Source organism: Solwaraspora sp. WMMD937 (assembly GCF_029581175.1).
GTDB lineage: Bacteria > Actinomycetota > Actinomycetes > Mycobacteriales > Micromonosporaceae > Micromonospora_E.
Window position 1 is genome coordinate 632,002 of record NZ_CP120738.1, and the last position, 20,253, is coordinate 652,254.

Here is a 20,253-nt window from a genome sequence, read left to right on the forward strand (position 1 = left end):
CGACAGTTCACCGCCGGCCCGGCGCACCTCGATACCGCCCGGCAGGTGCACCGCCCGCTGCCCACGCCACCGCATGACCAGCGCGTCGAGGGCGGTGACATGCCGGTACGCCAGGGCTCCGGCCGGCGCGCCGAGCCGCAGCGCCCAGCGGTGCAGCACCCGGGTCCGCACCGCGTCCGGCAGCTCGGCCAGGACCGGAACCGTCAGCCCACCCCCGGGTGTGGTGGCCTGGGCCGACGCGGCGTCGGCCAGCCCGTCGAGCGCGGCGTTGTCGGCGGCTACCAGCGTGGCGGTGCGCGCCAGGTTCGTCACCACCGCGGCACCGAGCGCGTCGACCAGGGCCGGCAGCACGTCGGCCCGGACCCGGGCCCGGGTGTACGCCGGGTCGGTGTTGTGCGGGTCGGTCCACGGGGTGAGGCCGAGCGCCACGCACGCCGCCCGGGTCTGCTCCCGCCCCACGTCCAGCAGCGGACGCAGCACCGGCACGCCGTCGACCTGGCGGGCCGGCGGCATCCCGGACAGGCCGGCCGGACCGGCACCCCGGGCCAGCGCCAGCAGCACCGTCTCCGCCTGATCGTCGCGGGTGTGGCCGAGCAGCACCGCGGCCGCCCGATGCCGGCGGGCCGCCCGGGTCAGCGCGGCGTAGCGGGCGGTGCGCGCCGCCGCCTCCGGGCCGCCTTCGGCACCGACCTCGACGGCGACGGTCTCGACCGGGTCGAACCCGGCCCGGGCCGCCCAGCCGGCCACGTCCCGGGCCCGCTCAGCGGACCCGGCCTGCAATCCGTGGTCGACGGTCACCAGTCCGGCGCGGACCCCGCAGCGGGGGGCGACGAACGCGACCGTGGCCGCCAGGGCCAACGAGTCCGGGCCGCCGGAGCAGGCCACCAACACCAGCCGGCCGGCGTGCCCGCGCAGCACCTGCCGGACCGCGACACGCAGCTCGGCGACTGCTGGAGCGAGCCTGGGCACCTGCGACTCAGGCGACAGTCGGCGGTGAACCGGAGATCGGGCCGTGCACCCGGGCCACCCAGGCGTCCGGATCGCCCAACTCCTCCAGCCGGGGCAGGGTCAACGGGGAGTCGAAGACCTTGTTGAAGCCAGCCATGCCGACCCGGTCCACCACACCGTGCACGAACTTGCGGCCTTCGGCGTACTGGCGCATCTTGACGTCCACGCCGAGCAGCCGGCGGATCGCCTTCTCCAACGGGTTGCCGGTCTCGCGGCGGCGGTTGAAGCCGGCCCGGATCTGCTCCACGGTTGGAATGATCTCCGGCCCGACCCCGTCCATGACGAACTCGGCATGCCCTTCCAGCAGGGTCATCAGCGCGGTCAGCCGGTCGAGTACGGCGCGCTGCGCCGGGGTCTGCACGATGTCCAGCACGCTGGCCCGGCTCTGCGGGTCGCGGATCGACTCGGCGAGGGTGCCGACCCCGCGCCGGACCCGGTCGACGAAGTTGTCGCCGCCGGCCTGTGAGGCGTCGACGAACGCCTGAACCTGGCCCAGGAAGTGGCCGCGCATCCACGGCACGGCGGTGAACTGGGTGCGGTGGGTGACCTCGTGCAGGCAGACCCAGAGTCGGAAGTCGCGCGGATCGGCGTGCAGCTTGCGCTCCACTTCGACGATGTTCGGGGCGACCAGCAGCAACTGGCCGGGATCGCCGGAGAACACCTCGTACTGACCGAGCACCCGGCCGGAGAGGTAGCCGAGCACCGTGCCGGCCTGCACCCCGGTGACCCGGGAACCGATCGCGTCGGTGAGCGCGCCCGGCTGTCGGTCCCCGGCCGCCCGGGAGACCAGCGGTGTGATCACGTCACGCAGCCCGGCGATGTTGGCGACGGCCCAGTCCCGCCGGTCGACCACCCGCACCGGCGGGTGCGCGACCTGGGCCTGCAGACCGGTGTACGCCACGACGTGTCCGGCCGCTTCGTCGGTGAGCCGGCGAAGGTCGTTCACCACCTCGGTCGCTTCGTCGAGCGAAGCCTTCGGCCCCGACTTACTCAGCGCGCCAGCGGTTGCGGCGGCCAGATCCCAGTCCACGAACTGCGCCATGCACCCACCGTACCCGGGTGACGCCCGCCGACCCTGGTGATCATGTCCCGGTCATCGGCAACCGCACCTGGCCAGGGTCGCGGCGATCCGGTCCAGGCTGGCCTGGGCGGCGTCGATGAGCAACGGCACCTCGTCGGCCAGCACCGCGAACGCCAGCAACCGGCCGTCGGCGGTGGTCACCGTGCCGGCCAACGCGTTGATTCCGGACAACGACCCGGTCTTGGCCCGCACCACGCCAGCGCCGATCCGTTGCGGGGCGTCCGCCGTCTGATACCGACCCTGCAGGGTGCCGGACCAGGCGGCGACCGGCAGACCGGAGAACAGCCCGGTCAGCGCGGGATGGTCGCCGCTGCCGGCGAGCACGGTCAACTCGGTCAGCAGCCCCGGGGTCACCCGGTTGCTGCGGGACAGGCCGCTGCCGTCGTACAGGTCGCTCTGGTCGGCCGGCAACCCGAGTTCAGCCAGTACGGCGTCGATCGCGACCGCCGCCCCGGCGAACGACGCGGGTTCGCCCCGGGCGATGGCGACCTGCCGGGCGAGCGCCTCGGCGAGGACGTTGTCACTGTCGGCGAGCATCATCTCGACCAGCCGGGCCATCGGCGGCGATTCGACCCGGGCCAGCTCGGCACCCGGGCCGGCCTCCGTCGGCTGGTCGGGGTTCGCCCCTGAGGACCGGTCGGGGGTCGCCGGCTGACCGGTCGCCGACCGTCCGGTCACCGACGAGGTCGGTGCGCCGGCGACCGCGTCGGTGCCGCCGACAGGCTGCGCCGCCGAGCCGGAGAGCTGGCGGGTGTAGCCGGCCGGTGTGGTGTCTACCGCGTCCGCCGGCAGCCCGAGAGCCCGGGCGAAGGCCCGGCCAGCAGCCAGGTCCGGTGCGGCCGAGCGTGGCGCCCAGCCTTTGGCGGCGGCGGGATCGGTCCGGGCACCGTCCACCATCAGCGCGGTGATCGCAGCCGCGTACCCGCCGGTCGGGATGTCGTCGTCCCACCCGGGCCCGAACGCCGGCCCGGAGAAGAGCGAACTGTCGATCAGCACTTTGGTCGGCGCCGTGTCGCCGAGTGCGGTACGGGTGGCGGCGGCCAGCACGTCGAGCCGGGCGGCCCCCGGGTAGAACCCGGTATCGTCGATCGACAAGGTCGGATCACCGCCGCCGACAAGCACCACCTCGCCGGGTGCGGCCCCCGCGACCACCCGGGTCGGGATCCGGTGTGTCGGCCCGACCGCGGCCAGCACCGTCGCCGCGGTGACCAGCTTGGTGGTCGACGCGGGCACGGTCAGCACCGCCGGTTCGCGACCGTACAGGACCGCGCCGGTCGTCATGTCCCGGACCGAGACGTGCACCCGGTCGCCGAGGCCGGATCGGCTGATCGCCTTGTCCAGCGTCTCGGTCAGCTTGGCTGTGGTGGGAACCGGGGCGTCCGCGGCCAACCCGGCCAGCACCGGGCCGGGCGTCGGCTCGGTGGACGTGCTCGGGCTAGGGCTCACCTCGGCGGCGCCGAGCCAGCCGGCAACCGGCCCTGGTTGGAGCACCGCGATCGAGGTTCCGCCGGCCAGCAGGACGGCACCGGCGACGGCGGCGATAAGCAACCGGGCCCGGCGCTGCCGGTCAGGTGACGACTGGCCGGCCGGTGGCGCCGGCTCGGCCGGCACAGACTCAGCCGGTACAGACTCGCCCCGCTCAGGCTCAGCCGGCACAGGCTCAGCTGACACAGGCTCAGCCGGCACAGGCTCAGCTGACACAAGCTCGCCCGGCACCGACTCGCCCGGCGGTACCGGTCTGGCGGTACCACGAGCCGGCACTGACGCGCGTCCCCGGTGGCCGCCGGTCGAGACGTCGGCCGGAGCAGCGTCGGTGCCGCCGGTCGCGGTCGGCACGGTGGCTCGGCCGGTCACAGGCGCCGACCCGGTGACCGGCGGGGTCGCTGTAACAGATGCCGTACCGGTGGGCGGCGGCGGGGCGACCGGCGGCGGGGCGACCCGGTCCGATGCCGGTGGAACCGGATTGCGCACACCGGCCGGGGCGGCGGCGGAGTCCTCCGACGGGACCGCCTGGTCACTTTTCGCAGATGGCCCGCTACCCTGCGATGCGGGGTCGGGCGCTCCGCCAGCCCGATCGGGTCCACCGACGGCTCCAGCGGACTGTGAGTCTTCCCTCCCCACCGGCCCCACCTCCCAACTGACGAACGGACTAGGCGACACTACTTGTGTTCACAAAGCGAGCGGGAGCCGAAACGGTCGGGCGGGGCAACGCCCGGACGGCGTACCGCTCTATTTCCGTAGCCAGCGCGGGCGACGAGGGAGCGTGAGTATGGATTTCGACGTTACGGTTGAGATCCCCAAGGGTCACCGGAACAAGTATGAGGTCGATCATGCGACCGGCCGGATCCGGCTGGACCGCACCCTGTTCACTTCGACGCAGTATCCAGCCGACTACGGTTTCATCGAGGGCACCCTGGGGCAGGACGACGACCCGCTGGACGCCCTGGTGCTCGTACCGGAACCCACCTTCCCAGGATGCCTCATCCGGTGCCGGGCGATCGGCATGTTCCGGATGAAGGACGAGAAGGGCGCCGACGACAAGGTGCTCTGCGTGCCGTACGAGGACCCCCGTCAGGAGCACCTGCGAGACATCCACCACCTCGGCGAGTTCGACCGGCTGGAGATCCAGCACTTCTTCGTCGTCTACAAGGACCTGGAGCCGGGCAAGTCGGTCGAAGGCGCGACCTGGGTCGGCCGGGTCGAGGCGGAGGCGGAGATCCAGGCGTCGTTCCGTCGCCGGGAGGCCGCCTTGGAGCGCGGCGAGTCGGCCCACTGACCTGGTCAGGCGTCGGGCTGCTCAGCCGGGCAGCCCGACCGCCCACCGGTAGAGCCCGAAGACGGCGCCGGCCAGCGGAACGACGCAGATCAGCACGGTGATCTCCAGCAGGTCGGCCGCCCGGCCCAGATACGGCGACGGTGACCGGCCGGCGTACCGGGCACCGGCTGCGGCGGTGGACACCGCGACCACGCCCCCAGCTACGACCAACGTCGGCGTCGACACCGGTAGGTACGCGGGCAGCACGCCGAACACGCACAGTGTCGTGGCCGCTGTCCCCGCGACGAGTAGCGGCAGCCGCTGCCGGGTGCTGACGAACGTCCGCGAGCGCAGCGACATCGCCAGCCCGACGACGCCGACCAGCACCACCCCGACCACCCCGCCGACCAGCACCAGCACCACGCTGGCCGCGACGCCGACGGCGGCGTACCCGATCAGCATCCCGGTGAGCAGCCGCTCGGCCCGGACCACGGCACGCGACACCAGGTCACCCGTCCCGACGACCGTCGGCACCTGGCCGAGCCGGACGGCGAGTCGGGGCAGCAACCCGACCCCGCAACCGACCACCACCAGCAGTCCGGCCGCCGCGCCGGACGCCCCGGTGACCGTCGACGCGGCGACGGCCGCCATCGAGCCGAGCCCGGCCACGGTCGCCACGGCGACGAAGATCGGCCCGCCGGCGGCCACTGCGGCCCCAGCGGTCACCGCCGCGCCCAGCAGCACCAGCAACCCGGTCGCCATGGCCGCGGCGGTCGGCCAGTCCTCGGGGCGGAGCCCGACCGGACCGCTGTCGCCGGCGGCGAGCAGACCCGCGGCGAACGCGTACGGCAACGAGCCGACCCCGAGCACGACGCCGGCCGCCAAGTCCCGCCAGGCCCGCCCGGCCAGTACCCCGACGACCAGCACCGCAGCCCCGACGAGGGCCGCCGCCCACGCCCGCTCGGCCGTTGCGGTGCCGGCCCCGACCAGCACCAGCCATCCCACGCCGAGCCACAGGCCGGCCGCGCCGAGCGCGTATCCTCTGGTCGTCGCGGCCGACCAGGTCCGACCCTGCTGTCGGGCGGCGGCCGCGATCGCCTCGGCGACGTCGTCGTACTCCGGCTCCGGCCAGTAGGTCCGTCCGGGCACCAGATGCAGCACGTCGCCGTCGTGGATCCCCTGCTGGTGCAGCGCCTGCCCGGCGGACACCGGTACTCCGTCCGCCCGACGCAGCACCCAGCCGCCGTGCCGTTCACCGTCGTCGGCCAACCCGTCCCCGTTGTGTCGCAGCAGTTCCGGCAGCAGTTCGGCGACCGGCACGTGTCCGGGCAGGGCGAGATCCAGTCGGCGGCGCGGTCCGCAGACGGTGATCCTGGCCAGGCTCACGTTCATCGCCCCTCCGCAACGCCGCAACGCCGCAACGGCCGGGCCGGTGTCGGCGCACCGACTCGGCGCTCTGCTCGCCGATCCATTGCGGAACACTCTACGTAGGTGTTAGCTGACGCGATGGCGGGCATCGTCCTCACCAGATCCGAGCGTCGTCCGGCACCCGAGATCCCGGCCGGGGAGGTCCGCATCCCGCCGCCGCCGCAGGTCGCCGATCCGGACTCCGGCCGCTGGCAACGCCTGCTGGCCCTGCTGCCGATGGCTGGCGGATCGGTGGCGATGGCGGTGCTGCCGGGCCGCGACGGCGGGGTCTACCCGTACCTGACGGCCGCAGTGTTCGGGGTGTCGACGCTGGCCATCTTGGCGACCAGCTGGAACTCCACACCTGGCACCGGCGCGCGGTCCGCGACCGACCTGGCCCGGCGTCGCTACCTACGGCAGTTGGCCGGCCTGCGCAGCCAGGTCCGGGGGACCGTGGACCGGCAACGAACGGCGCTGAACTACCGGTACCCGGAGCCCGGTCGGTTGTGGTCGACGGCGGCGAGCAGCCGGGTCTGGGAGCGCCGACCGCATGACCGGGATTTCGCGACCGTACGGGTCGGGGTCGGATCGCGCCCACTCGCCACCCCGCTCGTGCCGCCGGCCGACGACCGGCCGGTGGACGAGATCGAGCCGCTCACCGCTGCGGCGTTACGCCGGTTCATCGACTCGTACTCGGTGGTACCTGGGTTGCCGATCGTGGTCGGACTGCGCGACGTCGCCCGGATCTTCGTCGTCGGACGGCCGGACGACACCGACAGGCCCGGCGCCGAGCAGCTGCCGGCAGCCGACCCGGCGCTCGACGCCAGCGGGTCCGGCGACGATGCCCCGGACGGGGCGCCGGCCGCGCTGGTCCGCGCGGTGCTGGCCCAGCTGGCCGTCCTGCACGCCCCGGACGACCTGCGCATCGCGGTCTACGCGCCGGCCGACCGTCGCGACCGGTGGGAGTGGGTCAAGTGGTTGCCGCACGCTGGTCATCCGCAGCGCACCGACGCCACCGGCCCGCTGCGGTTGGTCGCCGGCAGCGCGGTGGAGCTGGCCCGGCTGCTGGACTCGTTGTCCCCCGCGCACGTCGTGGTGGTGTGCGACGGCGCCGATCCGACCGGCGGGACCGGGGCGGACGGCGGGACCGATCCGATCGACGGGTGCGGGAACGGCGTCACCGTGGTCCAGGTGGGCGTACCGGCACCACGGATACTCGACCGGGTCACCGTGGAGCTCTCGGTCGACCCGTCCGGTCGGCTGGTCGTCCGTGAGCCCACCGGGCCCACTCACACCGGAACGGCCGACCGGCTGGGTGTCGTCGAAGCGGAGGCCCTCGCCCGGCAGCTCGCCCCGTTACGGCTCGCGCCGAACAGCGGGCCGGCCCGGTCCGCCGCAGTGGCCCAGGCGGACCTGGTCCAGCTGCTCGGCTTCGGCAGCGGTGGGGCCGGTGCCCGCTGGTGGACGACGGCCGGACCGGACCGCAGCCCTTCAGTCGACCGCCACCTGCGGGTCCCGTTCGGGGTCACCGCCGAGGGGCACCCGGTCGAGCTCGATCTCAAGGAGTCGGCGCTGCATGGCATGGGGCCGCACGGGCTGGTGGTCGGCGCCACCGGCTCCGGCAAGTCCGAGCTGCTCCGTACGCTGGTCCTCGGGTTGGCGCTCACCCACCCGCCGGAGTCGTTGAATCTCGTCCTGATCGACTTCAAGGGTGGTGCCACGTTCGCCGCGCTGGATCGATTGCCGCACACCGCAGCGGTGATCACCAACCTGGCGCAGGAGCTACCGTTGGTGGACCGGATGGCCGACGCGCTGCACGGTGAGGTGGTCCGCCGCCAGCAGCTGCTACGCCGGGCGGGCAACCTGACCAGCCGACACGACTACCTGCGGGTGCAGCCCGCCGACGAGACCCTGCCGCCGCTGCCGTCACTGGTGATCGTCTGCGACGAGTTCACCGAACTGCTCACCGCAAAGCCCGACTTCATCGACATCTTCCTGCAGATCGGCCGGGTCGGACGGTCTCTGGGGATACATCTGGTGCTCGCCTCACAACGAGTGGACGAGGGCCGGTTACGGGGACTGGACACCCATCTGGCGTACCAGATCGGGCTGCGGACCTTCTCGGCGCTGGAGTCGCGGGCGGTCCTCGGCGTACCGGACGCGTACCACCTGCCCCGCGAGCCGGGCCACGGTTTCCTGCGGTACGGCACCGGGTCACCGGTCCGGTTCCGGGCCGCCTACGTCTCCGGGCCGTACCGCCGACCGGCCCCGCGCCGGGTCGGTGGTCCCCGCCCGACGCCCAGGCTGTACGGCTTTCGGACACACCCGGTGCCAACGGCCGCCACCCAGCCGGAACCGGCAGGAGCGCAGTCGGGCGTCGACGCCAGCCTGCTCGAGGTGAGCATCGACCGGCTGGCCCGGTACGGTCCACCGGCGCACCGGATCTGGCTGCCGCCGCTGGGCGAGCCACCCCGGCTGGCCGACCTGCTCGGTCCGGTGCGGCTGGTGCCCGGTCGGGGTCCGGCCGTGGCCGATTCGGACCGGTCGGGGCGGCTGCGGGTGGCCGTCGCCGCCATCGACAAGCCGTACGAGCAGCGCCGGGATCCCTTGTGGTTGGATCTGGACGGGGCCGCCGGGCACGTCGCGGTGGTCGGCGCACCCCAGAGCGGAAAGTCCCAGCTGATCCGGACATTGATCTGCGCCCTGGCGCTGAGCCGTTCGCCGGCCGAGGTGCAGGTGTACTGCCTTGACTTCGGCGGCGGCGCGTTGGCCGGGCTGCGGGACCTGCCACACGTCGGCGGGGTGACGGTCCGCACCGATCCGGCGACGGTAAGGCGTACCGTCGCCGAGGTCACCGACCTGCTCGCGAGCCGGGAGCGGTGGTTCGCCCGGGACGGGGTGGAGTCGATGGCCGCGTACCGCGCCCGCCGCGGGACCGGGTCCGGCAGTACGCCGGACGATCCGTACGGTGACGTCTTTCTTGTCGTCGACGGCTGGACCACCCTGCGCGGCGAGTACGACGACCTGGAGCCGTCGATCACCGACCTGGCCACCCGGGGCCTGTCGTACGGGGTGCATCTGGTCGCCTCGGCACCCCGCTGGGCTGACTTCCGGCCGGCGCTGCGGGATCTGTTCGGCTCCCGGCTGGAGCTGCGGCTCGGCGACCCGATCGATTCGCTGGTGTCGCACCGGTCGGCGGCCAACGTGCCACCGGGGTCGCCGGGCCGCGGGATCACCAGCGACGGCCTGCACTTCCTCACCGCCGTAGCCTCGGTGTCCACCCTGGCCGAGGCGTTCGCGGACGGCTGGGCGGGGCCGGCGGCACCGCCGATCCGGCTGCTACCGGACCTGCTGCCGTACGCCGCATTGGACCGGACCAGCACGGCCGGGCTCCGGCTGCCGATCGGGCTGGCCGAGTCGGACCTGCGGCCAGTGTCGATCGACTTCGCCGCGGATCCGCACCTGCTGCTGTTCGGCGACGCGGAGACCGGCAAGTCGAGTTTCCTTCGCGCCCTCGCCACTACCGTCGCCGGTCGGTTCGCCCCCGAGCAGGCCCGGTTGATCATTGTCGACTACCGCCGCGGCCTGCTCGGCGCGGTGGACACCGACCACCTGATCGGTTACGGCGGCAACGCGTCGCACACCACCGACCTGATCGACTCGGCCGCGGATCATCTGCGTCGGCGGCTGCCCGGACCGGACGTCACCGCCGCGCAGTTGGCCGGCCGATCCTGGTGGACCGGGCCTGAGCTGTTCGTCCTGGTCGACGACTACGACCTGGTCGCGGCCGGGTCGGTGAACCCGATCCAGCCGCTGATGGAGTATCTGGTGCACGCCAGGGACGTCGGTCTACACCTGGTGCTCGCCCGACGCGTCGGGGGCGCCGGGCGGGCCCTGTACGAGCCCGTCGTCCAGCAGTTGCGCGAGTCGTCCGCCGCCGGTCTGGTGCTTTCCGGCGACCCTGACGAGGGGCAACTTGTCCGCGGGGTCCGCGCGGCGCGGCTGCCGCCCGGCCGGGGTCGGCTGGTCACCCGTCGGGACGGCGTCCGTCTGGTGCAACTGGCGTACCTGCCGGCGGCCGATCCGACCGGACCCACGGGCGGCGCGAACCGGCTATCGGCTTCCCCCAAGACTGCTTCTGACAGTGCAGAATCGCGGTAACCTCCGTGCAGCAAGTGTCTGCTGGGGTGAGAAGGCCAGATTGTGACGTCGTTGCCGCGCCATCCACGCAGCGCCGCCCGTTGGCTCGTCGGGGCGGCGCTGGTGCTGGTCACCGCCGTCAGCGGCCCGGCCGCGCCACCCGGGCCCGAGCCGGAACGCACCGGCACGGGTTCCGCAGCGGTGGCGAGCGCCGCGCTTCCCGTCCGGTACGACCCGGTCCGGGACGAACAGTGGCAGTTGCGGGAGTTGTCGGCGACCACCGCCTGGCAGTACGCCACTGGCGCCGGGATCACCGTCGCGGTGATCGATTCCGGGGTAGACGCCAGCCACATCGACCTCGCCGGCCAGGTACTACCCGGGATCGACTTCGTCGACGACGGTGACGGCTGGTCCGACCCGGTCGGACACGGCACCACCGTCGCCGCGCTGATCGCCGGCCGTGACGACGACGAGGACGGGGTGCTCGGGCTCGCCCCGGACGCCCGGATTCTGCCGGTCCGGGTGCTCGACGAGGAGAACCGCTACGACGACGCGCTGGTCGTCGCCAAGGCGGTCCGCTGGGCGGTCGACAACGGGGCCCGGGTGATCAACCTGTCGCTGGGCGGCAGCGGCGACAGCCCGGCGCTGGCCGCCGCGCTGGACTACGCGTTCGCCAGCGACGTCGTCGTGGTCGCCTGCACCGGCAACGTTTCGGCCAACGGCACATCGCGGGTCTGGTATCCGGCCCGGGAGCCAGGCGTCGTCGCCGTCGCCGGGATGGACCGGGGTGGCGAGCAACTGTGGGCCGGTTCGATCACCGGGCCGGAGACGGTCCTCGCGGCACCCGCGACCGGGCTGATCGGTGCCCGACCGGACGGCTACTGGCAGGTGCAGGGCACCAGCTTCGCCGCGCCGCTGGTGGCCGCGACCGCGGCGCTGATCCGGTCCCGGTTCCCGGAGATGTCGGCGGGCACGGTGGTCACCCGGCTCATCGAGACCGCCCGTGATTTGGGCGCGCCGGGCCGGGACGACCGCTACGGCTTCGGCCTGGTCGATCCGGTAGCCGCGCTGACCGACGGGGTCGACGCGGTGCCGCGCAATCCGCTCGACGACAACCGGACCCCAGGTGTGGTCGGCTTCGGCCCGGCTCCCGGTCTGGAGTCCGCGGCGCCGACGTTGGCCGGCGGCTCGACCCGGATGGGCGGTCAGGACACCGGCGACCAAGGCGCCGGATGGGCGATCGGGCCGATCAGCGGACAGCGCAGCGAAAGCGGCCAAGGGCTGCTCAGCAGTGGTCTGCTGCTGCTGGTAACGGCCGTAATCGGCACCTGGCTGGCCCGGCGGATGCGGATGACGACGGCGGCTGCCCGCAGCGACGTCAGGCACACTCGCCGGTGGCGGTCCGGCGGGTACTCCGTACTCCCAGAACCGCCGCCGCCGACGCCTCCTCGGCGGTGACCGCGAATCCGGTGTTCGGGTCGTCCGCCGCCGCCGCGAAGATCACCCCGAGGACGAGTCCGTTGGCCGCGACCAGCGGCCCCCCGGAATTACCGGAACGGACCAGCGCGCGGATCGTGTAGACCTCGCGGAGGACCTCACCGTCGTCATAGATGTTCGGGCCGGTGATCGGTCCGACGTCGCGGACCCGGGCGGACTGCGCGTCGTACGGCCCGTCCAGCGGGAAGCCGAGCACGATCGCGTCGGCACCGGACGGGGCCGGACGGTCGGCGAACGGCATCACCGGAGCCGGCAGGTTCGGCACGTAGATGACCGCCAGGTCCCGCTCCGGGTCGTAGACCACCACTCGGCCGTTGTGCCGCTCGCCCAGAACCTCCACCGCCACGGTCTGCGTACCGGCGACCACGTGCGCGTTGGTCATCACCCGGTCCTCGGCGTAGACGAACCCGGAGCCTTCGATCCGGCGGGAGCAGCGGGGCGCGGAGCCGAGCACCTTGACCACCGACCGCTGGGCGTTCGCCACCACCTCGGAGCCGGCCAGCGCCGGGTCCGGGGCCGGCACCTCGCGGACCCGGGTCGGGGTGAGCCCGCCGAAGACGTTCGGGAAGCCGCGGGTGTCGACGGTGTCCCGCAGCGCGTTGGACAATGTCTGCGCCTGCGGTGGCATCACCCGGTCGATGCCGTTGAGCAGGGCGCTGTTGCGTACCGCCCCGGCCAGGCCGGGCATCGCGGAGGAGCCCAGTGGCACCGCGACCAGCCAGGCCACGAGCAGCACCGCCACCAGCGAGATCGCCGCCCCACCCAGATCGTCGGCCCGGCGCCCCACCGGGCTGGTGATGGCGTGCCGCAGCCGGGAGCCGGCCCAGCCAGCCAGTGCCTGGCCGAGGACGGCGAGGCCGAACACCGCGACCAGTGACACCACGACCCGGGCCACAGTGTCGACGAACTGTCCAGCCAGCAGCGGCCCGAGCTGCAGACCGACCAGCGCGCCGCCGATGAACCCGGCGAAGGACAGCACCCCGATCAGGAATCCCTGGCGGTAACCGCTGATCGCGAACACCAACATGAGCAGCAGCAGCACGACGTCGACGGCGGACACCCATCAAGACTACGGGCACCCGGCGAGCGGCCCGGCCGGCAGACGGACGTGGCGGCCGGCGGTCAGCCCGGCAGGCCGGCGGAGCCGTCCACAGTTGCCGCATCGCCGCCGGACCGGTCACCGAGCGTGTCGGGCAGACCGGCGGCCGACGGATCGCCGCCGGGCGACGGCTCGGGCGGCAGGTCGATGATCCGACCCGTCGGCCAGGCGCCGGCCCAGCCGGCCATGTCCAGCAGCGCGGACAGCACCCCGGCGGTGAATCCCCAGACCAGCATGCCGCGCACCTGGAAGGCTGGTGACACCCAGCCGCTCGGGTGGCGTACCTGGAGTCGGTTGTCCGGGTCCACCAGCTCATCGACCGGCAACCGAGTGACATGCGCCACTTCTTCCGGTTGTCGGGGATGCACCGGATGTGGCCGATGCCACCAGCCGAGCACCGGGGTGACCACGAAGCCGCTCACCGGGATCCACAGCCGGGGCAGTTGGGCGAGCACGGTGACGCTGCCCGGGTCCAGCCCGACCTCCTCCTCGGCCTCCCGTAACGCAGTCGCCCGCGCGTCCCGGTCGCCCGGGTCGGCCGCGCCACCCGGGAACGCGGGCTGCCCGGCGTGGTTACGCATGGTCGCGGCCCGCTGCAGCAGCAGCACGTCGGGCTCACCCGGCCGATGCTCGCCGAGCAGGACCAGCACCGCACTCGGCCGACCACCCCGGGCCGGGGTCGCCACCCGGGTGAAATCGGCGGTACGGGCGGAGCGCACCCGGGTGAGCAGCGGCTGCCACCAGGCCGGCAACGGTTCGGAGGGCAGTGGATCGGTCACGGGGCCACCGTCAGACCCAACTCGCGCTCGACGAGGTCGGCGAGCGTGGCGTCGTCGACGGTGCCCTCGTACGTCCGACGAATCTCCCCGTCTGCGTCGACGAACAGGGTCAGCGGCAGGCCGACCCGCTCGACCGCCAGCAGCAGCTCGCGGTCCCGGTCGACCAGGCTCGGGAACCGCAGCCCCAGATCCTCCGCGACGGCGACGGCAGGGTCCCGGTCGTCGTAGGTGTTGACGCCGATCAGGTGCAGCTGCCCGGCGGTACGGTCGGCGAGGCGTTGCAGCGCCGGCAGCTCCTCCCGGCAGGGCTGGCACCAGGAGCCCCAGAAGTTGATCACGGCGGGTCCGCGTACCGCTGCGACGTCTATGACCGTCCCGTCGGCGAAGCAGGCCAGGCTGACGTCGGGCAACGGGGTGCCGCCGCCCGGCGTACCGACGTCGGTCGACGGTTGCGGCGCGGCGACGGCTGACGCAGCGGGCGGCGCGGTCAGACCGGCGCAGTCGGCGAACGGGACCGCTCCGGACGCTCCGGCAGCATCGCCCGCCCCGGCACCCGGGTCGGTGGTGCAACCGGACGCCACCAGCAGTAACGGCACCAGGGCGGCGGCGAACAACGGCCCGGGCCTGAGCCAGCGGCCGGCGCTCATGGCACCTCGGCGGCGACGGCCGCCGCCGGCACCAGGTCGGCGGGGATTCCGGCCTGCTCGGCCAGCTCCCTCGCGCGGGGGCCCTTGAGCAGCTTCACCGCCTCGGCCGAAGCGGTCGGACCGGTGCCGTACGCCGGGCAGAGCGGGGCGAGCGTACACGCGCCGCAGGCCGGTCTGCGGGCGTGGCAGACGCGTCGGCCGTGGAAGATCACCCGGTGGGACAGCATCGTCCAGTCCCGGCGCTCGATCAACGCGCCGACCGCGTGTTCGATCTTCACCGGATCGGACTCATCGGTCCACGCCCAGCGGCGGACCAGCCGTTGAAAGTGCGTGTCGACGGTGATGCCAGGGACGTCGAACGCGTTACCGAGGATGACGTTCGCGGTCTTGCGGCCGATCCCGGGCAGCTCGACCAGCTGCGGCAGACGACGCGGTACCGCGCCCGCGTACCGCTCGGTCAATGCCTGACCGAGCCGGATCAGCGAGCCGGCCTTGTTGCGGAAGAAACCGGTCGGCCGGATCAGCTCCTCCAGCTCGGCCCGGTCGGCGGCGGCGTAGTCGGCGGCCGTCGGGTAGCGGGCGAACAGCTTCGGGGTGACCTCGTTGACCCGCTTGTCGGTGCACTGCGCGGACAGAATGGTGGCGACCGCCAACTGCAGCGGACCGTCGTGGTCGAGCTCGCAGTGCGCGTCCGGATGGATCTGCGCCAGCAGTCGCGCCATCCGCCGGGCACGACGTTTGCGCCCCAGGTCGGTCTCGGTGCGCACGGCCCGGGCCGCCACGGGCCCGGTGGCTGCGGTTCCGGTGGCCCCGGCCGGGGCGGTCGCGGCTCGGGGGGCTGGCGGTGTCACACCGGCCAGCCTACGTCGGCGGGTCAGTCAGACGGTGGTGAGATGGTGCCGTCGTCGTCGAACTGGGCGCCGGTCTGCGGAAAGTCCGACCCGCTCAGCTCCCGGACCAGGTCGAGCCCGCGGCGTTGCTCGTCGACGACGGGCAGCCCGTTGCCGTTCATGTAGGTGGCGACGAACTCACCGTCGACCCAGTCGCCGTCCGGGTCGAGGGTCACCTTCAGCACCCCGCCCCAACCCAGCCGGCCGTTGTTGTTCAACGTGCCGCCGCCACCGGCGAAGTTCCCAAGGCTGTACGCGATCAGCCGGCCCTGGTAGAACTCCATGCCGCGCAGCACGTGCGGGCCGTGGCCGACAATCAGGTCCGCCCCGGCGTCGATCATCGCCCGTCCGAAGGCCATCGGATCGCCACGGTTCTCTCCCGCGAACAGCTCCGTGCCCGGGGTGACCCGGGTCATCTCCGCTCCCTCGGCACCCATGTGGACCTGCACGACGACCAGGTCGGCCTGCTCGTCGGCGCGCCGGACCACCTCAGCTGCGGCGTCCAGGTTGATCAGACTGTTGTTCGGCGGGGAGTACGAGGAGAAGCCGGCCACCGCGACGCTGACCCCCTCGACGTCCAGCACGGTGATCTGGTCGAGCGCGCCGGTGTGCCGCATACCGTGCTCCTCCAGCGTCTGCTGGGTGTTGCGGTATCCGGCCTCGCCGTAGTCGTACCCGTGGTTGTTGGCCTGGTTGAGCAGCATGAACCCGGCGTCACGCAGGTGAGCCGCGTACTCGGGTGGGGCCCGGAACTGGTGGCACTGGGCGGCGCCCGGGGCGCACTTGCCGGTGCCGGTGTCGACCGTCAACGGCTCCTCCAGGTTGCCCATCACCAGGTCGGCGGCGAGGGCCTCGGTCACCGAGTCGAAGAAGCCGGCACCGTCGTCGGGCGGCAGCCGGTCGGGGGCGTTGCCGAGCACGATGTCGCCGGTAGCCGACATCGAGATTTCCTGCGGCTCCGGCGACGTAGCGGCGGTCGGCGACGCCACCGCCGGCGACGCGGCCGACTGCCACTGCGGTTCGGATCCGGACCGGTCGATCCCGCCGAGCGCGACGATGCCGACCAGCACGGCACCGAGCAGAACGGCGGTCAGCACGACGATCGACAGGACGGGTCGGCCTGCGGCGGGCTCCTGCCGCCGGTGCCCCCGGGCGGCACGCTGGGCGTCACTCACTGGCGTGACCCTACCGGCCGGGGGTCCCCGGCGACGACAACCGTCCGGCCGGTTTGTTGCTGTGTCCGATCTGCCGTCCTTGCGAATCCGCCGCGCCACCATGCCGGGAAGTGCCGCCGCGTACCGCCGCGTGCGCCACCCGGGCGAGCCGCGCGCCCCACGTCGACCGGGGACCGCCGTACCGCTGCTCCGGCCCGTCGGGCGGACAGAGCACCACCACCGCGTCGGTCGCCGTGCCGGTGGCCCGCAGTCCGAGCTCGACCAGCGCCTGGGTCTTCGCCTCGGTGATGGTGGCGACCGCGTTCACCAGGGCGGCCTCACCGAGCCGTACCGGAAGCGCCGCCACGATGTTGATCGTCCCGGCCGGCGGCTGAGCGGGGCCGGCGGCGCTCGGCGCGGCGGCCAGCACCGGGGTGCCGAGCCCGACGGTCGCCCACACCTGCACGCCGGCCTCGTCGCGGGCCACCATCCGACGCACGTCCACCCCGGTGAGCAGGCCGACACCGGGTCCGCGCAGGTCCGCCTGCTCGGCCAGACCGACGAGGTGGGTGTCGGGGTCGTCGCGGTGGTACGACATCGGCACGGTCGCGTTGATCACCCACCAGCGCAGCCCGATCCCGCCGCCGAGCGGGGCGGAGCTGATGGCCAGTAGCGGCTCGGTGAGCGCCCAGCAGGCGTACGGCAGGGTCCGACCGCCCTCGTTGCGGGTGGTGAACCATGGTCGGGCGACGTCGGGAGACACCGGTCGACGATACGGCGTCCGCCGGTCGCACGGCGGTGACCGGTCGGCGTGCGTTGTGCCGCATATTAACGACGGATCCACCCTGTTGGGTTACGCTCCTGGATCAAGATTCGGAGGGTGCGCATCCGGCCAGGGGCGGAGTGCACCTAGACTGACTGCGCGCGGCTGGTCACGGCTGGGGTGCCGGGGAACGGACGCCGCGCAGGCGGAGGTGCGCGATGGACGAGGTGCTGGCTCGTAGCGGGATCTTCCAGGGCGTGGACCCGGAGGCCGCTGAGGCACTCGCCAAGGAGATGGAGACGATCGAGGCCCGCAAGGGCGAGGTCGTCTTCAACGAGGGTGAGCCGGGTGACAGCCTGTACATCGTGCTCACCGGCAAGATCAAGGTCGGCCGACGGGCGGCCGACGGGCGGCAGAACCTGATCGCCGTGATGGGCCCGTCGGACATGGTCGGCGAGCTGTCACTGTTCGACCCCGGGCCGCGTACCGCCACCGCGACCGCCGTCACCGACACCCGCCTCGCCCGGCTGCGCAAGCAGGCGCTGCGGCCCTGGCTGAACAATCGGCCGGAGATCGCCGAGCAGCTGCTGCGGGTGCTTGCCCGACGGCTGCGCCGGACCAACGACGCCCTCGCCGACCTGATCTTCACCGATGTACCGGGGCGGGTAGCCAAGAATCTGCTGCAGATGGCCGGCCGGTTCGGCACCCGCGACGGCGGGGTGCTGCGGGTGACCCACGATCTCACCCAGGAGGAGATCGCCCAGCTGGTCGGGGCCTCCCGGGAGACGGTCAACAAGGCGCTGGCCGACTTCGCCTCCCGGGGCTGGCTGCGGCTCGACGGCAAGAGCATCATCATCCTCGACCCCGAGCGGCTCGCCAGGCGCGCCCGGGTGTGACCCGGCGGCGGATCTGCCCGGGGACCTGCGGCAGATCCGCCCCGGACGGGGCAACGGTTGGCTCACCTCACCGAGGCGGTCGCCCGGCAGACCGCGTCCACCGGGGTGACCGGTCGGACCTCCCGCCCCAACGCCTGCAGCAGCGAGTCCTCGATGTGGAACCCGTGCACCCAGAGGCGGTAGCGCGCTAGATCCGCCTCGCTCGGGCAGAGCACCTGCGCCTCCACGTCGTCGGTCGGCACGTACCGGACGCCGCCCTGTTCCTGCAGAATGGCCACGCTCGCGTCGTCGACCGCGATCACGCTGCCCCGGATGTGCTCGGTCTCCCCGCCCGGCACCTCGATGGTGGTCACTGTGCTGGGCAGCACCGGCGCGGTGGCCACCGAGTACGACGTCCAGGCCAGCGCGATCATGACGGTGAGCTGACCGGACGCGACCAGCAGGTGCACCGTGCCGGGCAACACCGGGCCGGTCACCACGAGGGCCAGCAGCGGCGGCGCGGCCAGGATCAGCACCACGAACCACTCTCCGGTGGTCGCGGCCTCGACCAGGGTCGGCGCGAGTAGACCGTAGTAGCCGAGCAGCAGCAGGGCGAACAGGGTCAGCCGGGTCGTCCGGCGGTCGTCCGGCGGGTCCCCGGCCGTGCGGCGCTCGTCCACCGTACGGGTCAGCAGCTGGGCGGTGGCCGCGATCGCCGGCAGCAGCAGCGGCAGATAGAGGATTTTCCAGGTCACTACCGCGACCAGCAGGGTGACGATCAGGAACCAGACGGGCACCACCCGCATCCAGCGGACCAGCAACGGCGGTTTCGGGCGGGCCCACCGCCGCTGGTCGTTGTCGACGCTGACGGTCAGCACCGCGCTGATCGCGAAGAGGGCCACCATCGCACCCGAGACCACCCGGCTCGCGGTGCTGACAAAGGCAGCGACCAGGTTCACCGGGTTGACGTTGGCGGCCAGCAGCAGGGTGGTCTGCAACTCGCCGCCGGCCTCCACGACCAGCCGGAGCACCGAGATGATCGCCGGGGCGCCGACCACCACGCTCCAGAACTGCTGCGCCGCCCGGTTCCGCCGGTCCGCCTCGTCGACCGGGCGTTCCGCGGCGGTCACCGCCGGTTCTTGTCGTCGTGGTCCACCAGGTCGGGCGCGCCGTCCGGCCGGGGCTGGCTCGCCTCACCGAGCCACTGGCCCAGATGGTTGTTGTACGCCGTCTCCCAGGCGTTCGCCTCGTCCCGCTGGTCCCGCTGGTAGCTCTTGTCCAGGAAGTAGCTGACCAGGTCACGGAGATTTTCATCCTCGACCGGGACGCCGATGCCCAGCTCTTCCTCAACGCCGAACGGCATGTCGACGATGGCGAGTTCGTCGGGGTTCTCCGAGCGGAGTCCGGCGAGGATGGTCTCGTCGGAGACCATCGCCTGGAACTCGCCGGCCAGGATGCCGTCCCGACAGGCGGCCGGGTTGTCGGCCTGCTGGTGCGGGATCCCGCGTTCCCTGAGCATCGCCTCGGTGGTGGAGCCGCCAGCGACGCAGACGGTGTACTCCTCGCTGTTCAAATCGGTGATCGTGGTGATCTCGTTGACGTACTCGGTGGCGACGAGCACCTCAGGTGTGGTGATCAGGTACGGACCGGCGAACCCGACCCGCTTCTCACGTTCCTCGGTGATGGAGAAGCTGGCCACCACGATGTCGACCTCGCCGCTGCGCAACTTCTCGATCCGGTCCTCGGTGTCCAGTGGCACCCACCTGATGCTTTGGTCACCGAAGCCGAGGGAGTCGGCGATGTAGCGGGCGATCTCGATGTCGAAACCGTGGTACGCGTTGTTTCGCCGAAATGACATCAGCGGAATGTCAACATTGACGCCGATGCGCAACTCGGTCCGCTCGCTGATGGTCGAGGCCTCCCGGAGATCCCGCACGGTCGGCCGGTCCGGCGGCTGGTTGTCCTCACACGCGACGAGAGCGACCAGGACCAGGGTAGAAGCAACGGCTATTGTGGTCATCGTCTGCCGGGTGCGGTGGTTGAGGTATGTGCGGAACCTGGTGGATTTGTCAGCCATGGAAACCTCACGACTGCGACAGTCAGGATCGGTTACGTCTCGGACAGCCGTCCACATTGCCGGCTCTGCTCAGAGTAATGG

At 72.6% G+C, this 20,253-nt stretch carries 15 protein-coding genes and 1 pseudogene; 4 read left to right on the forward strand and 12 right to left on the reverse strand.

Annotated features, from left to right (window positions below; genetic code table 11):
* The 3 genes and pseudogenes from tilS to dacB all read right to left on the reverse strand — a co-directional run.
* Positions 1–969, reverse strand: a pseudogene (gene tilS / locus O7621_RS02870) (tRNA lysidine(34) synthetase TilS); the annotation flags it as partial.
* Positions 970–976: 7 nt separating this feature from the next.
* Entirely contained in the window at positions 977–2,050 is a 1,074-nt protein-coding gene (locus O7621_RS02875) for a zinc-dependent metalloprotease (protein ID WP_282232609.1), read from the reverse strand.
* Positions 2,051–2,101: 51 nt separating this feature from the next.
* Positions 2,102–3,700 carry a D-alanyl-D-alanine carboxypeptidase/D-alanyl-D-alanine-endopeptidase gene (dacB, locus tag O7621_RS02880; RefSeq protein WP_282232610.1) on the reverse strand — a complete coding sequence of 533 codons (1,599 nt, stop codon included), beginning with the start codon at positions 3,698–3,700 and terminating at the stop codon, positions 2,102–2,104.
* Positions 3,701–4,358: 658 nt separating this feature from the next.
* On the opposite strand from dacB, the gene O7621_RS02885 reads away from it, so the two are divergent.
* Positions 4,359–4,865: an inorganic diphosphatase gene (locus O7621_RS02885; protein ID WP_123603846.1), complete on the forward strand. Its 507-nt coding sequence runs from the start codon at positions 4,359–4,361 to the stop codon at positions 4,863–4,865.
* A 21-nt stretch (positions 4,866–4,886) separates the two neighbouring features.
* Here O7621_RS02885 and eccD read toward each other — a convergent pair whose 3' ends face one another.
* Positions 4,887–6,236 (reverse strand): type VII secretion integral membrane protein EccD, encoded by a 1,350-nt coding sequence (gene eccD / locus O7621_RS02890; protein ID WP_282232611.1) that lies wholly within the window; start codon positions 6,234–6,236, stop codon positions 4,887–4,889.
* Between the two features lie 114 nt (positions 6,237–6,350).
* Between eccD and eccCb the strand changes: the two genes are divergently transcribed.
* Together eccCb and mycP are read left to right on the forward strand one after the other, a co-directional pair.
* On the forward strand, positions 6,351–10,412 hold the full coding sequence (gene eccCb, locus O7621_RS02895) for a type VII secretion protein EccCb (protein ID WP_282234431.1): 4,062 nt from the start codon (positions 6,351–6,353) through the stop codon (positions 10,410–10,412).
* Between the two features lie 42 nt (positions 10,413–10,454).
* Positions 10,455–11,849, forward strand: coding sequence for a type VII secretion-associated serine protease mycosin (gene mycP, locus O7621_RS02900; RefSeq protein ID WP_282232612.1), 1,395 nt, complete (start codon positions 10,455–10,457; stop codon positions 11,847–11,849).
* On the opposite strand, the gene O7621_RS02905 is transcribed toward mycP, so the two are convergent.
* The 6 genes from O7621_RS02905 to O7621_RS02930 form a co-directional block, all read right to left on the reverse strand.
* Entirely contained in the window at positions 11,770–12,948 is a 1,179-nt protein-coding gene (locus tag O7621_RS02905) for a MarP family serine protease (RefSeq protein WP_282232613.1), read from the reverse strand. The two genes, mycP and O7621_RS02905, sit on opposite strands and share 80 nt — an antisense overlap.
* 62 nt (positions 12,949–13,010) lie before the next feature.
* Positions 13,011–13,754, reverse strand: a complete 744-nt coding sequence (locus O7621_RS02910; RefSeq protein WP_278174668.1) for a CoA pyrophosphatase — start codon at positions 13,752–13,754, stop codon at positions 13,011–13,013.
* Positions 13,755–13,762: 8 nt separating this feature from the next.
* On the reverse strand, positions 13,763–14,413 hold the full coding sequence (locus O7621_RS02915; protein WP_282232614.1) for a TlpA disulfide reductase family protein: 651 nt from the start codon (positions 14,411–14,413) through the stop codon (positions 13,763–13,765).
* Positions 14,410–15,195, reverse strand: coding sequence for an endonuclease III (gene nth, locus O7621_RS02920; protein WP_282234432.1), 786 nt, complete (start codon positions 15,193–15,195; stop codon positions 14,410–14,412). The genes O7621_RS02915 and nth overlap by 4 nt, the downstream gene beginning before the upstream one ends.
* 92 nt (positions 15,196–15,287) lie before the next feature.
* On the reverse strand, positions 15,288–16,412 hold the full coding sequence (locus tag O7621_RS02925) for a CapA family protein (RefSeq protein ID WP_282234433.1): 1,125 nt from the start codon (positions 16,410–16,412) through the stop codon (positions 15,288–15,290).
* A gap of 76 nt (positions 16,413–16,488) precedes the next feature.
* The gene (locus tag O7621_RS02930) at positions 16,489–17,163 is read right to left on the reverse strand and encodes an adenosylcobinamide amidohydrolase (protein ID WP_282234434.1); all 675 of its coding nucleotides are present in this window, start codon (positions 17,161–17,163) and stop codon (positions 16,489–16,491) included.
* 275 nt (positions 17,164–17,438) lie between these two features.
* Between O7621_RS02930 and O7621_RS02935 the strand changes: the two genes are divergently transcribed.
* Positions 17,439–18,116: a Crp/Fnr family transcriptional regulator gene (locus O7621_RS02935; RefSeq protein ID WP_123603854.1), complete on the forward strand. Its 678-nt coding sequence runs from the start codon at positions 17,439–17,441 to the stop codon at positions 18,114–18,116.
* 62 nt (positions 18,117–18,178) lie between these two features.
* Here O7621_RS02935 and O7621_RS02940 read toward each other — a convergent pair whose 3' ends face one another.
* Together O7621_RS02940 and O7621_RS02945 are read right to left on the reverse strand one after the other, a co-directional pair.
* Entirely contained in the window at positions 18,179–19,225 is a 1,047-nt protein-coding gene (locus O7621_RS02940; protein WP_282232615.1) for a hypothetical protein, read from the reverse strand.
* Positions 19,222–20,172 carry a transporter substrate-binding domain-containing protein gene (locus O7621_RS02945; RefSeq protein ID WP_282232616.1) on the reverse strand — a complete coding sequence of 317 codons (951 nt, stop codon included), beginning with the start codon at positions 20,170–20,172 and terminating at the stop codon, positions 19,222–19,224. Before O7621_RS02945 ends, O7621_RS02940 begins: the two co-directional genes overlap by 4 nt.
* Positions 20,173–20,253: the final 81 nt, after the last annotated feature.